This is a genomic window from Bradyrhizobium sp. LTSPM299 (genome assembly GCF_000938235.1).
GTDB lineage: Bacteria > Pseudomonadota > Alphaproteobacteria > Rhizobiales > Xanthobacteraceae > Bradyrhizobium.
Genome location: NZ_JYMU01000057.1, coordinates 1 through 14,103, shown reverse-complemented (window position 1 = coordinate 14,103; position 14,103 = coordinate 1). Strand labels below are relative to the sequence as shown.

Genomic DNA, 14,103 nt, shown 5'->3' with positions numbered 1-14,103 from the left:
AGGCAAGTCTAATCCAGCGCGCTAATACAAGGGTGGGCAAAGCGTAGCGTGCCCACCATCACGGGCCGTGCAAGATGTGGTGGGCACGGCGCGGCGCGCCTTTGCCCACCCTACGGATTGAGCACGCGTCGAACCTAATGCCCCGCCGCCTTCTTCGCAGCCGCGTTGTTCAGCACGATCAGGCCGTCGACGGCGACGCCTAGCTTGCTGTTGATCAGGAACGGATTGACGTCGATCGAGGCGATGCGGTTGCCGGCGTCGGCCATCAGATTGGAGAGGCCGACCAGTGCCTTCACCGCTGATGCTTCGTGCAGCGCGGGCTTGCCGCGATAGCCCTTCATCTTGATGCCGGCCTTGGTCTTCGCGATCAGCTCTCGCGCCTCGGCGGCATCGAGCGGCGCGCCAGCAAGGGCCACGTCCTTCAGCAGCTCGATATCGACGCCGCCGGTGCCGAACAGCACCACGGGTCCCATCTCGGCGTCGAGCGAGGCGCCGACCACGAGCTCGAGGTCGGCCTTGACCTGCTGCGCGATCAGGATGCCTTCGAGCTTCGGCTTACCTTTCAGCTTCTTCACCCGCACAGTAATGTCGTTGAACGCCTTCTTCACCTCGGCGGCATTGCCGAGGTTCAGCACCACGCCACCGATATCGGATTTATGCAGGATGTCGGCGCTGACCACTTTCGCGACCACCGGAAAGCCGATTTGCTTGGCGATTGTCACGGCCTCAGCCGCGGTCTGTGCGACCTCTTCCCTGGAGACCGGAATGCCATAGGCCTTGAGCAGCTTCTTCGAGGCGACCTCGTCGAGCGCGGCGGCGCCATTGGCGGCTGTTAGCGTCTTCTCCAGCACGGCGCGCGCGGAGGCCTTCGAGCTGGACACGATGTCAGGCACTTCCTTGCGCAGGCCGGCGTATTCGATCAGCGCCTTGATGGCGCCGACGGCGCGGTCGAGGCCCTGCATCACGACGATGTCAGGGAGGCTCTTGCGCAGTCCCTTGGTGAATTCGGTGAAGCCGATCGACATGGTGCTGATATAGATCACCGGCTTATTGGCCTTGGCCGCCATCTCGTTGACGATGCGCAGATTGCGCTCGCGCAATTCGTGCGGCGCCTTCGGCAGCTCGGCGTCGATGATGACGACATCGGTGTCGGGATCGTCGATCATGATCTCGATCGACTTCATGTAGACCGAGGGATCGACCACTGCGGCAAAGCCCGCATCAAGGGGATTGCCGACGATGCTGCCGGGTCCTAGCATCTTCGCCAGTTGTTCTGACGCGTTCGGGCTCAACGGCGCAAAGTTCAGGCCGGCGGAATAGAAGGCGTCGATCAAGAGACCGCGCTTGCCGCCGGATAGCGACACCGCGGCGAGGTGATTGCCCTTCGGCGGATCGGCGTGAACAAAACACTCGGTGGTCTCGATCAATTCGTCGAGCCCACGGACGCGGATCACGCCTTCGCGGGTTGAAATCGCGTCAAAGGTCTCGATCGAGCCGGCGAGTGCGCCGGTATGCGCCATCGCTGCAGCGCGGCCGCCTTCAGATGCGCCGAGCTTGAGCGCGATCACCGGTTTGCCGGCGGCACGCGCGGCCTTGCAGGCTTCGCGGAACACTTTCGTGTTCCGGACGCCTTCGAGATAGACCACGATGACGCGAATGCTGGGATCGGCGGCGAAATAGGCCATCAAGTCCGGCGTCTCCAGCCCGGATTCGTTGCCGGTCGTGACCATGTAGCCGACGCCGACGCCGCGATCCTCGAGCGCCTGGCGGATCGCCATCACGATCGCGCCGGATTGGCCGGCGATCGCCACCGCGCCCTGCTCCATGGTGACGATGCGGTCGTCGATATTGGTGAACAGGTTTTCGCCAGCGCTTAAGTTACCGAGACAGTTCGGGCCGGTGACGGCGAGCCCGGTCTCCTTGATGGCCTGCTTCAGCTCGACGGCGAGCCGCTGGCTCTCCTCGTCCTGCAACTCGCTGAAGCCTGAGGTGACGATGGTCGCGGAACGTGCGCCGGCGGCGGCCGCATCGCGGATCACCTGCACGGCAAACCGGGCCGGCACCAGCACCAGCACGTGATCGGGCTTCTCCGGGAGGCCGGCAAAATCCTTGTAGCAGGGCACGCCCCAGATCGCTTCACGCTTGGCGTTGATCGGGAATATCCTGCCTTCATATTTGTATCTGATCAGATTGTTCCAGATACGCTCGGCATAGTTGCCCGGTTTGTCGGTGGCACCGACCAGCACGATGTTGCGCGGGTGCAGCATCGCATGAATGCTCTTCACGATGTCGCTGGCGTCGGCAGGCGGCGTCCATTTTGAGGACGGATGAGACGCCGTGCTTGCGAGAGTTTCCATGGAGCCTGCCCTTACCCTTGTTGTCGTTCGTTTCCTCAGGCCGACGGACGATCGCCGAACGCCGTGATTTTCATTCCTTTTATGGCTGACGGAAGAGGGTGGCAACTCACGCCAGCACGGGGCAGGGCACCGCACAAAATATCCCGGCGCGCGCAAAATTCGCTGGGCTTGGGAACCCGGTTCGATCAAGGTCGCGTGCAGCAGATAGCGCTCCGGCCCCGATGTCAGTGCATCGAACGGCCAGCAGGTCGACAGCACCAGCTCATATCGGTCGGTCAGCGGATCAATCCCGGACTGGTCGAAGCGGACGACCGAGCTGCGATCGGCCCGATAGCGGAATGTCTTGCCGTCACTCGTGGTGACGTCGATCTCGTCGCCAACAGCGACGTCCTTGAGGAAGCGAAAATGCGTGTCGCGATGCGCAGAGTAGACCGCGACGCCGCGTTCGCCGGCGTCGACGGTCTCTTCGACATGGCCCGGACCGAACGCGAGTGCCTGGCCGCTGCTGCCGGCGAGCACGATGGTCGAGGCATGGAGCCGTTTCACCTCGATTCGCGCCACCGGCCAGGTGTCGGCCCAGCTCCACGGCTTCACGGGATGTCCCGTGACGATGGTCTCTTCGAAAGCGCGCTCCAGCAGCACCTGCGCGAGCAGCGCCTTGGCGTGGATGGTGGCGCCCTGGCCGAACAGGATCAGGCCGATGAGGGCGAGGATGGCCGGAGGGAGAAAGCGGGGCATGTCGGACCTTGCTGTCATTCCGGGGCGTCCGAAGGACGAACCCGGAATCTCGAGATTCCGGGTTCGATGCTGCGCATCGCCCCGGAATGACACTCAGAAAGAGAACGGCGCGCGCGGCCCTTGGGGGACGGGTGAGAGGCCGCGCGCGCTCTTGAAGGAGGAGGTCGGGGGAAACCTCCTCCTTTCATCCGACGTCAGTGGGGCGACGTCTGACGTCGGTTGAACACCATGAGGAGCAGGCTGACCGTGAGCAGGATCACGCCCGCGATCATCTTCAACTCGGCATCGGTCGCCGTCTTCGGCAGCTGGACCGTGGCGGGAGCCGTCGTGACCACCGGCCGCTTCAGCGCCGCGAGCCGGACGTTGACATCACCAGCTTCAGCACGACGCTCGGTCGGGGCCACCGGCAGGCGCGGACGCTCGCCGAACACCTTTGCAAAATCCCAGCCCGCCGGCAGGTTGAGCGGCAATTCGCTGAGCTTCAGCGGCTCGCCCTCGGGACGGCTGGGCGTCTTGTCGACCGCAACCAGGCTGGTCAGCCGGGTGACGAGCTGATGCTCCAGTGCGAGCGCAAGGATGGTCTTGTCGGCATCTTCAGGACTTGCCTGCCGCGTGGTGCGCGCGACTTCGGCATCCGCGATCTTGCGGCGCGCCCACAGTTTTGAGAGACCCTTGCCCTTGGCGGCGTTGGCGAGCGGCAGCGTCACGCTCCAGGGCCGGTCGCCGATCCGGCCCTTGATCTCGACCGAGCCTGCGAGCTTGTCGAGTTTGGCGGCGAGCACCAGCGGCTCGTCGCGATAGACGTCGGGGATCGCCGCCGGCGTCAGGTCGGCCGTGGTGTCGGAGAATTTTGCGGAGAGACCGGTCACTGCCGGATTCTCAAGTTTGGCGAACAGGTCGCGCATTCGTTCGTCGACCTGTTCGACCGAGCCGATATGGGTGAAGGTGCCGCGGCCGAGTTCGGCGGCGCGGGTCATCAGATAGGTGTTCGGCGCTGAGCCGATGCCGACCATGAAGATGCGCGAGCGGCCGCGCAGTGCGCTGATGGTCTCGAACAATTGCTGTTCGTTGCCAATCGCGCCGTCGGTCAGGAATACGACTTGGCGGATGGTACTGGCGTCATCGTGATTGGTGTCGGACAGCGCGGCGCGCATCGCTGGCACCATCTCGGTGCCGCCGCGCGCTTGCAGCGCGCTGACGAACGACGTCGCGTTGCCGATGTTGGCAGTATTCGCGGCCACCGGCGTCGGGAACAGCACGTCCATGGTGTCGTCAAAACGTATCACATTGAAGCGGTCGGCCGGCTGCAGGCGGCCGAGCGCGTACAACAGGCTCGCCTTGGCCTGGATGATCGAGGTGCCGCCCATCGAGCCGGAATTGTCGATCACGAAGATCACTTCGCGCGGCAGCGGCTTCTCGTTCGCCTGCTCGACCGACGGCGGGGTGACGAAGGCGAGCAAATAGTCGGAATTGCCGACACGCTCGCGGAACAGTCCGACCGACGGCGCTTTTTCGGCGGCGGGTTTCCAGGTCAGCTCGAAGTCACGATCGGCCGGCACCGGGCCTTCGGCCAGCTTAATGACGCGTGTGGCATTGTCGGGGCTCTCGATCTTGACCTGGTGAAAATGGCTCTTCACCTCGCCGAGCGCGAAGCCGGCCTGCAGGTGCACCGTGATATTGGTCGAATTGATCGGCGCATTCTCGGCGGGGTCAAGCACCGGCGGCGAGATGCGGTCGCGATCCGGCACTGGATCGGTCGTGGTCGCGCCCCAGCCGCCGCCATCGGCGCGGAGGTCGACGCTCTGCACCACCGGTTGCGGATTGTAGCGCGGGCCAACCACCATCGGCACCCGCAGCGAGAACGCATTGCCGTTCTGCTGCACCGGCTCCTGATATTCGATCTGCACCAGCACCGTTTCGCCGGGGCCGATGTTGGCGACCGAGTTGGTGAAGATATTCGGCCGCTCCTGTTCGGTGAGCGCGGCCTTCTGGCCGTTCTGTTTGGCTTGCTCGTAGATGGCGCGGGCCTGCTGCCGCTCCTTGATGTCGCCGACCACGACGCGGTCGCCGACCACCATCTTCAGGGTGTCGACCGCGCCGCCTGAAGGCAGCGGGTAGACGTAAGTTGCTTCGACCCAATCCTTGGTCTGGTTGCGAAAGACTTGGGTGACCCGGGCGCGAACGGTTGGACCGGAGACGGTGAGGTCGACGTCGATGCCGAGCCTGAGAGCGTCGGTATAGCCGTCGTCGGTCTTCAGCAGTAGCGAGCCGGAGCGCGCATCGGCCGGCCGCAACAATGCGGGCTTCGGCTGCTCCGCCGACCACACCGGATCAAAGCTCAGGAACAGGGCCGCAAAGCCGATCGCCAGCGCGGCCACGCCTTCCACCAGGAAGAACAGCAGGATGCGCATCCTGCGCGACAGGCGGATCCGCCGGCTGGTCTCACTTGCATCGCAAATCGTCATTTTCGTCGCTCCCGAGCGAGGGTTTCGCTGTCTCGCAATCATGGAGAACGGCCGTTTTGGCGCGAGCAGAACGATCGGCAATGTTTGGCCACCGTCCGTCGCGATCCGCCTGCGGGCTAGGCGGATTTGTGCGGTTTTGTGCTGGATTGTCCGGTCTGCTAGACTGCGGAAATCGATGAGGAATCGCGCTGGGGATCACGATGCCGACGCCGGACAAGCAGCTTTCCGCCGAGCAGAGCCGGCAGGTCGCGGAGACCATCCGCGAGGAGATCGCGCGGCGTCGAATTTCGCGGCAGACGCTGGCCGAGCAGGCGAAGCTCAGCCTCTCGACGCTGGAAAAGGTGCTCGGTGGTCGGCGCCCGTTCACGCTCGCAACCACGGTGCGGCTGGAGCAGGCGCTCGGCGTCTCCTTGCGCAAGATGCCGGCCGTCGCGCCGGTCGCAGCATCCGTCAATGGCGCGATCGCGCCCGACAGCCTCGGATCCTATTCCCGCCGCGCGGTGGCGCGGATCGAAGGGACCTACATCACGGTGCGGCCGTCATTCGGCGACAAGGATGCGATCTATGCCTATCGCACCGAGATCGCCTGGGATGAGGTCACCGCGTCACTCGGATTTCGTGAGGGCGAGCGGCAGGATGCCGACTACACCCAGTACGGCGAGGTCGCGGTGCCCAACGAGTCGGGTTTTGTCTACCTCGTCACCAACCGTCACGGCCAGCATCGCCTGATCACGGTGTGCCGGCCGCGCAATTCCGGCGAGATGTACGGTATCATCACGACCTTGCTCGCCGGCCGCGCCTCACTGTTGACGCCGATCGCGGCGCCGATCGCACTGTTGCCGGTGAAGAACGTGCCCAATCCGAGTCTCGGGCGGGTATCGCCGGACGATGCAAACTACAAGCTCTACTGCGAGCATTTGCGCCGCACGGTGGATGAGTCATTTGCGATCTTGTTGCCGGGCTAACGTTCGTCATTCCGGGGCGCGCGTAAGCGCGAACCCGGAATCTGGAGATTGTCGATCGAGATTCCGGGTTCGCTCGCTTGTCGCGAGCGCCCCGGAATGACGGATACGATCAGCCCCCCGTCTCGGCGCTGAGGATGTCGCCGAACAGCTCCCACTGCCCGCTCTTGAAGCGCCACATCTGGAGCTGCTCGATCGGAGCGAAGTCGGTCGCGCTGGTGTTGATCTTGATGCCGGGGATCAGCGTGTCGGGCATGAAATCCTTCAGGCTGGCGGCCTGCTTCATCACATTCTCACGCGTCAGCTCGTCGCCGCACTGCTTCAGCGTCTGAACCATGGTCTGCGCCGCGGCGTAGCCATAGACCAAATTGGCATCCGAGATGTTGGCGCCCGGCATGTATTTTTCGACAAAGGCCATGAACTTCTTCATGCCGGCGTCGTCCTTCCACTGCGGGTCGGACGCATCCTTGAGATAGCCGGCCGACAGCACGCCTTCGCTGGCCTCGAGCCCGGCGGGTTTCATGACAGCGCCGATCGAGAGCGAGACGTCGGTCATCACCTGCATCGGCTTCCAGCCGAGCTCGGCGATCTTCTTGATCGCCTGGGCTGCGAATTTCGGCGTCGCGATGTTGACGAACACGTCGGCGTTGGTGTCCTTCAGCTTGACGATGTGGGAATCGATCGACGGCTCGGTGGTCTCGTAGCTTTCTTCGGCGACGATCGTGGCGCTCGATTTGTCGAGGATCTCCTTGAGGCCGATCAGGTAGTCCTTGCCGAAATCGTCGTTGGCATAGAAAATCGCGACCTTGGCGTTCGGCTTGGCCTTGAGGATGTACTTTCCGAAGATCCGGGCCTCGACGCGATAGCTCGGCTGGAAGCCCATGGTCCACGGGAAGTCCTTCGGATCGTTCCACTTGCTGGCGCCGGTGGCGAGGAATAGCTGCGGCACCTTCTTGGCATTGTGATATTTCTGGACCGCGGTCTGGGTCGGGGTGCCCAGCGCATTGAACACCAGAAACACCTCGTCGCTCTCGATCAGCTTGCGGATCTGCTCCACCGTCTTCGGCGGCGAGTAGCCGTCGTCATAGGAGATCCAGTTGATCTTGCGGCCGTTGATGCCGCCGGCATCGTTGATCATCTTGAAATAGGCTTCCTCGGTCTTGCCGATGACGCCGTAGGCGGAGGCGGGGCCGCTATAGGCCTCGACGTTGCCGATCTTGATCTCGGTATCGGAGGCGCCGGTGTCGTATTTCTTTTGTGCAAAGGCGGCCTGGGTGGAGAGCAGGCAGAGCGCCGTGGCGGCCGCGAGCAGCGACAGTTTCGTCGTTTTCATAAAGGCATTTTCCTCGATTGATTTTGGTTGGGGACTTCTGCGACAAACCCGTAGCCGGTCCCGGCAGACAGTTACAGGGCAGTTCTTTGTCTCGGCGTGGTCCGGAAAAGCGACACGCGCTTTCCGGAATCACGCCGCAGTATCGGTCGGCTTCGGCTGGCTGAACGTCTGCCGAAGCGTCGGCTTATGAATTTTTCCTGTCGCATTCCGCGGCAGGGCATCGACAAATTCGATCAGGCGCGGGCACTTGAAGCGTGCCAGATTGGCCTGACAATGGGCGTGAATGTCGGCCGGCGCAAGCGTAAGGCCCGGCTTGACCGCGATAACGGCCATCCCGACCTCGCCCCATTGCTCGTTCGGGATGCCGATGACCGCGGCTTCGGCAACCGCCGCCAATTGATGCAGCACGCTCTCAACCTCGGCGGGATAGACGTTCTCGCCACCGGAGATGTACATGTCCTTCCAGCGGTCGACGATGTAGTAGAAGCCTTCCTCATCCATCCGCGTGGCATCGCCGGTGTGCAGCCAGCCGTCGGTGAAAGAAGAGGCGTTGGCGTCCGGCCTGTTCCAGTAGCCCGGCGTGATGTTCGGCCCCCTGACCCAGAGTTCGCCGAGTTCTCCGACCTTGGCATCGGCGCCGTCGGGCCGCACGATTCGTACCTCGGTGTGCAGCACCGGCTTGCCGGACGAGCCGGCCCTGCGCGCGGCGTCCTCGCGATCGAGCACCATCACCGCCGGTGAGGTCTCGGTCATGCCGTAGCCTTGCTGCAGCGCCACGCCGCGGGTCTCCCAGGTCTTCAGCAGCGGCACCGGCATCGGTGCGCCGCCGACCCCGCCGACGATCAGGCGGCTGAAGTCCGCGGTGGCAAATGACGGATGCTGTGCCATGAACTGGTAGATCGCGGGTACGCCGAAGAACACGTTGATGCCCTCTTTGGCATCGCTGATCAGCCGCATCGCCTCGCCGGGCTCGAAGGCGCGCATGATCAAGACCGTGCCGCCGGCGTGCAGCACCGGGTTGGTGTAGCAATTCAGTCCGCCGGTGTGGAACAGCGGCAGCACGGTGAGCAGCACCGAGGACGGTGAGATGCAGGCGGGGCCGCCGAGATTGACGCAATTCCAGAACGTCATCCCATGCGTGATGATCGCGCCCTTGGGCTGGCCGGTTGTGCCCGAGGTGTACATGATGGTCGAGATGTCATCGAGCATGACGATCTCGATGCGATCGAGCGGCTTTGCCGCAGCGATCCCGGACTCATAAGAGCCGCCGGGACCGAGCCTCATGACGGAGGCAACATTGCAGAGTTTTGCGACCGCAAGCGCGGTCTCGGCGAGATCGTCGTCATGGATCATGACTTTGGGCGCGGCGTCGCCGACGATGTAGTGCAGCTCGGGAACGGTGAGGCGGGTGTTGAGCGGCACGAAGGTCGCGCCGAGCCGGAAGCAGGCGAACTGCACCTCCAGCGTATCCGTCGTGTTCAGCGCGAGCACCGCGACGCGGTCGCCGCTGGCAATTTTCAGCTGGTCGCGCAGGTGGCCGGCCAGGCGCGACACCCGCGCGTCCAACTGCGCATAGGTGAAGCGGCGCGCGCTTGCGAGATCGACGAGCGCCACCTTGTCCGGCGTACGCCGGCGATGATGCGCGATCCAGTCGTAATAACGAACCGGCAAATTCTCCTCCTCCGGATCGGCGGTCTTGTGCCGCCTGTCCCCGGTTCCATTGATGCCACGGATCGGGAGTGGAGGGGGCGTATCGGGATACTGTCTTGCGTTTAGTGGCTGGTCGGTGGCCAGATCGGGCGTCGGCCCCGGTGAAGCAGCCACTCGACGCAAGTTACCCGGTAGAAATCCGGACATCGTCGGCCGCAGGAATCAACGGAGCAGTGCGAATGGCGAACCCGTTCTACACCAGCGAGCACGAGGCCTTTCGCGAGGTGATGCGCCGCTTTGTTGCGAAGGAAATCGAGCCCTACGCCCATCAATGGGACGAGGCGGGCGAGTTTCCGCGCGAGCTCTATGCGAAGGCGTCCGGGATCGGGCTGCTCGGCCTCGGCTTTCCCGAGGAATATGGCGGGATCGCCGCCGACCAGCTCATGAAGATCGTGGCGTCGCAGGAGCTGGCGTGCGCCGGCGCCGGGGGCGTCAGTGCCAGCCTGATGAGCCACACCATCGGCTCGCCACCGATCGCGCGCGCCGCCCGGCCGGAAGTGAAGGCGCGGGTGCTGCCGGAGGTGCTGTCGGGCAAGAAGATCTCCGCGCTTGCGATCACCGAGCCGAGCGGCGGCTCTGATGTCGCCAATTTGCGCACCAAGGCGCGGCGCGACGGCGACCATTACGTTGTCAGTGGCGAGAAGACCTTCATCACCTCAGGCATGCGCGCCGACTATCTGACGGTCGCGGTGCGTACCGGCGGCGAGGGCCCCGGCGGCGTCAGCCTGCTGCTGATCGAGGGTGATACGCCCGGCCTGTCCCGCACCAAGCTGAAGAAGATGGGCTGGTGGGCGTCGGACACCGCGACGCTGCATTTCGACGAATGCCGCGTGCCGGTCGAGAATTTGATCGGCGAAGAGGGGCAGGGCTTCAAGATCATCATGCAGAACTTCAACAGCGAGCGCATGGGCATGGCGGCAAGCTGCACGGCGTATGCGCGGGTTTGCCTCGACGAGGCAATCGCCTACGCCAAGGAGCGCAAGACGTTCGGCAAGCCGATCGCCCAGCATCAGGTCATCAGGCACAAGATCGTCGACATGGCGCAGAAGGTCGCAGTTTCGCAGGCGATGCTGGAAATGCTGGCGTGGCGGCTCGGCGAGGGCGAGAGCCCGGTCGCCGAGATCTGCATGATGAAGAACCAGGCGACCCAGACCATGGCGCACTGCGCCTCTGAGGCGGTGCAGATCTTCGGCGGCGCCGGCTTCATGCGCGGCATCAAGGTCGAGCGCATCTACCGCGAGGTCAAGGTCAACGCCATCGGCGGCGGCACGGAGGAGATCATGAAGGATCTCGCGTCAAGGCAGATGGGACTCTAACCGTCATTCCGGGGCGCGCCAACGGGTCGCGCGCATGCGTGCCCGATGACAGGCTCCGCGCGAACCCGGAATCCATCGGGCCGCAAATCTTATGGTGAAATGGATTCCGGGCTCGCGCTGCGCGCGCCCCGGAATGACAAGGGATAGATAGCGACCATGCTCTTCACCGGCGATCACGACGAACCCCGCCGCGCCTTGCAGAAATTCATCGCGGCCGAGATCAACCCTCATGTCAACGAATGGGAGAAGGCCGATATCTTCCCGGCGCATGAGCTGTTCAAGAAGCTTGGTGATCTCGGCTTTCTCGGCCTCAACAAGCCGGTCGAATTCGGCGGTCAGGGGCTGGATTATTCCTATGCGCTGATGATGGCCGAGGAGCTCGGCGCCATCACCTGCGGTGGCGTGCCGATGGCGATCGGGGTGCAGACCGATATGGCGACGCCCGCGCTGGCGCGGTTCGGCTCCGACGAGGTTCGGCGTGAGTTCTTGGTGCCGGCGATCGCGGGCGACCAGGTCGCTTGCATCGGCGTCTCCGAGCCGGGCGCAGGCTCCGACGTCGCCTCGATCAAGACAAGTGCGCGCGCCGACGGCGACGACTACGTCATCAATGGCGGCAAGATGTGGATCACTAATGGCACCCAGGCCGACTGGATCTGCCTCCTCGCCAACACCAGCGACGGTCCGGTCCATCGCAACAAGTCGCTGATCTGCGTGCCGATGAAGACCAAAGGCGTGCAGGTCGCGCGCAAGCTCGACAAGCTCGGCATGCGTTCCTCCGACACCGCGCAGATCTTCTTCGACAATGTCCGGGTGCCCAAGCGCAACCGGATCGGCGAGGAGGGCCAGGGCTTCACCTACCAGATGATCCAGTTCCAGGAGGAACGGCTGTGGGGCGCGGCGGCCTGCCTGAAGGCGCATGAATTCATCATCAACGCGACCATCGACTACACCCGCAACCGCAAGGCGTTCGGCGGCGCGATCCTCGACAACCAGGTGGTGCACTTCAAGCTCGCGGAGATGCAGACCGAGGTCGAATTGCTGCGCTCGCTGATCTATCGTGCCGGCGAGGCGCTGGTGGCGGGCGAGGACGTGACACGGCTTGCGACCATGGCCAAACTGAAGGCCGGCCGGCTCGGCCGCGAGCTCACCGACGCCTGCCTGCAATATTGGGGCGGCATGGGGTTTACCAACGAGACGCCGGTCAGCCGCGCCTATCGCGACAGCCGCCTGACTTCGATCGGCGGTGGTGCCGATGAGGTGATGCTGATGGTATTGTGCAAGATGATGGGGACGCTGCCGGGCCCCAAGCCAAAGGGAAACGCTTGATGATCACGCTGTATCACTGCGACGCCGCGCGCTCGTTCCGTCCGCTGTGGATGCTGGAGGAGCTCGGGCTTCCCTACGAACTGAAAATGCTGCCGTTCCCGCCGCGCGTCTTCGCCAAGGAATATCTCGGCATCAATCCGCTCGGCACCATCCCGTTCATGATCGACGGAGAAACCAGGATGACGGAATCCTCCGGCATCTGCCATTATCTCGGCACCAGACACGGCCCGACACCACTTGTTGTCGGCGTCGACGAGCCGGCCTATGGCGCGTTCCTGAACTGGATGTATTTTTCCGACGCCACGCTGACCTTCCCGCAGACGTTGGTGCTCCGCTACAGCCAGCTTGAGCCGGAAGAGCGGCGCAACCCGCAGGTTTCGACGGATTACGCCAAATGGTTCCTCGGCCGCTTGCGTGCGGTGGAGGCCGCGGCAGCCAAGTCAGAATTCCTCTGCGCGGAACGCTTCACCGCGGCCGACATTGCCAACGGCTATGCGCTGCGGCTCGCCGGCAATATCGGCCTCGCCAAGGACTTCGGGCCGAATGTCGCGGCCTATTGGGCCCGGCTGCAACAGCGCGAGGGTTATCAGCGCGCGGTGGCGGCGGAGCAAAAAGCCGGGTTGGAACAGAACGTTGCGCCAAGGGCGCGGCCCTGATTGCCGCAGCGGCGATCTGTCCCGGAATTGATCCAACCCGTCGGTGACAGGTTGCGAATATGCGCTATGGTAGCCCCGGTCGCAGCGGCCTAAGAGCCGCGCGAGGAGGAGCTGCCATGGACGCCATCGTGGACGTAGAGAGCCATGACTCCGGCCACCGGATGCTGATCACGCCGGAGCGGGTGTTCTACGCCGGGCTGCTCGGCCGCCCGCGTGAGCGCTGCCCGGGCGCGTTTCATGTCTATGTCGCGATCCGCGACGGCCTGCATCTGTCCACCAGCGACGGCCAGCAGGGCCATGGCGAACTCGCCGTGACCATGCCGAACCTGCGCCACACCATCACCAGCGAATATCGCTCGGCGATCTGCGTCGCGATCGAGCCCGAGAGCGTGCCCGACGGCACGCTGGAGGCGGTCGCCCGCCGCCTGCAAGGCCCCGACTGCGCCCTGTTCGCGAGCCGCATTCGCGCCGCCTATGCGCGGCTTGCCGAGATGCAATACCGCGACGCGATCTCGAATGTCGAGTTCGACACGATGTGCTTTGGCGACGCGCTGCCGCAGCGCGTGCTCGATCCCCGTGTGGTGCGCGCGATCAGCCGCATTGGGCAGTTCTCGGGCGAGCCGGTGACGGCAGCGGGTTGCGCCGCGGACGCCTCGCTGTCGCCCTCGCGCTTCCTGCATCTGTTCAAGGAAGAGACCGGGATCTCGTTCCGCTCCTTCCGCGCCTGGAAGCGCGCGCGGCATTTGTTGCACTTCGCCAACCAGGACATCAATCTCGCGCATCTCGCGCAGGATATAGGCTATCCTGACTCGACCCATTTCAGCCATTCGATCCGCCGCTTCTACGGCCTGAAGCCGCGGGCGATCTTTTCCGGCTCGAGGGATCTGGCGATCTATCATGCCGGGCAGGTGGTGAGTGAGCCGGTGTTGACTTAATCCGTCGTCCCGGCGAAGGCCGGGACCCATATGTGGACGGCCCCCGTGGCACAAGAGCTTTGTGAGTAGATCGGAACGCTTGCATCCATATGTCCGGCCTGTTGATGCGACGCACATTGATCGCTGGCCAAGATGGGTTGCGCGACGCGAGCTCCAAACAACCCCGCGACCTGTTGACGGCCAATGGGTCCCACGGACTGTCTCGCATCGTTGATCGACCGATTGCTCCATCTGCTCTTGCAGCTTCCGGGTCGGCCGGTGGGCGAACCCGCCGGCCGGCCAATCTGTTAGGCGACGGCTCCCAT

The 14,103-nt window shown here is 64.0% G+C and carries 9 protein-coding genes and 1 pseudogene; 5 read left to right on the top strand and 5 right to left on the bottom strand.

All coding sequences use genetic code 11. The features are described from left to right. Positions 1 to 134: 134 nt before the first annotated feature. The 3 genes and pseudogenes from UP10_RS28595 to UP10_RS28590 form a co-directional block, all read right to left on the bottom strand. Positions 135 to 2,357, bottom strand: a complete 2,223-nt coding sequence (locus tag UP10_RS28595) for an acetate--CoA ligase family protein (protein WP_044590631.1) — start codon at positions 2,355 to 2,357, stop codon at positions 135 to 137. Between the two features lie 183 nt (positions 2,358 to 2,540). Then, positions 2,541 to 3,095: pseudogene (locus tag UP10_RS45445) on the bottom strand (class GN sortase); the annotation flags it as partial. A gap of 194 nt (positions 3,096 to 3,289) precedes the next feature. After that, positions 3,290 to 5,506, bottom strand: a complete 2,217-nt coding sequence (locus UP10_RS28590; RefSeq protein WP_502692263.1) for a marine proteobacterial sortase target protein — start codon at positions 5,504 to 5,506, stop codon at positions 3,290 to 3,292. Between the two features lie 254 nt (positions 5,507 to 5,760). Here UP10_RS28590 and UP10_RS28585 point away from each other — a divergent pair, with 254 nt between their 5' ends. After that, on the top strand, positions 5,761 to 6,525 hold the full coding sequence (locus tag UP10_RS28585; protein ID WP_044590566.1) for a helix-turn-helix domain-containing protein: 765 nt from the start codon (positions 5,761 to 5,763) through the stop codon (positions 6,523 to 6,525). Between the two features lie 109 nt (positions 6,526 to 6,634). Here the strand turns inward: UP10_RS28585 and UP10_RS28580 are convergent, their stop codons facing one another. Both UP10_RS28580 and UP10_RS28575 read right to left on the bottom strand, forming a co-directional pair. Beyond that, on the bottom strand, positions 6,635 to 7,855 hold the full coding sequence (locus UP10_RS28580; protein WP_044590565.1) for an ABC transporter substrate-binding protein: 1,221 nt from the start codon (positions 7,853 to 7,855) through the stop codon (positions 6,635 to 6,637). A gap of 129 nt (positions 7,856 to 7,984) precedes the next feature. After that, positions 7,985 to 9,526 (bottom strand): acyl-CoA synthetase, encoded by a 1,542-nt coding sequence (locus UP10_RS28575; RefSeq protein WP_044590564.1) that lies wholly within the window; start codon positions 9,524 to 9,526, stop codon positions 7,985 to 7,987. A gap of 218 nt (positions 9,527 to 9,744) precedes the next feature. Between UP10_RS28575 and UP10_RS28570 the strand changes: the two genes are divergently transcribed. The 4 genes from UP10_RS28570 (at position 9,745) to UP10_RS28555 (ending at position 13,798) form a co-directional block, all read left to right on the top strand. Beyond that, positions 9,745 to 10,881, top strand: a complete 1,137-nt coding sequence (locus UP10_RS28570; RefSeq protein WP_044590563.1) for an acyl-CoA dehydrogenase family protein — start codon at positions 9,745 to 9,747, stop codon at positions 10,879 to 10,881. Between the two features lie 156 nt (positions 10,882 to 11,037). Further along, the gene (locus tag UP10_RS28565) at positions 11,038 to 12,207 is read left to right on the top strand and encodes an acyl-CoA dehydrogenase family protein (protein WP_044590562.1); all 1,170 of its coding nucleotides are present in this window, start codon (positions 11,038 to 11,040) and stop codon (positions 12,205 to 12,207) included. Further along, positions 12,207 to 12,863 (top strand): glutathione S-transferase family protein, encoded by a 657-nt coding sequence (locus UP10_RS28560; RefSeq protein ID WP_044590561.1) that lies wholly within the window; start codon positions 12,207 to 12,209, stop codon positions 12,861 to 12,863. Before UP10_RS28565 ends, UP10_RS28560 begins: the two co-directional genes overlap by 1 nt. Before the next feature lie 128 nt (positions 12,864 to 12,991). Further along, positions 12,992 to 13,798: a helix-turn-helix domain-containing protein gene (locus UP10_RS28555; protein ID WP_502692262.1), complete on the top strand. Its 807-nt coding sequence runs from the start codon at positions 12,992 to 12,994 to the stop codon at positions 13,796 to 13,798. Positions 13,799 to 14,103: the final 305 nt, after the last annotated feature.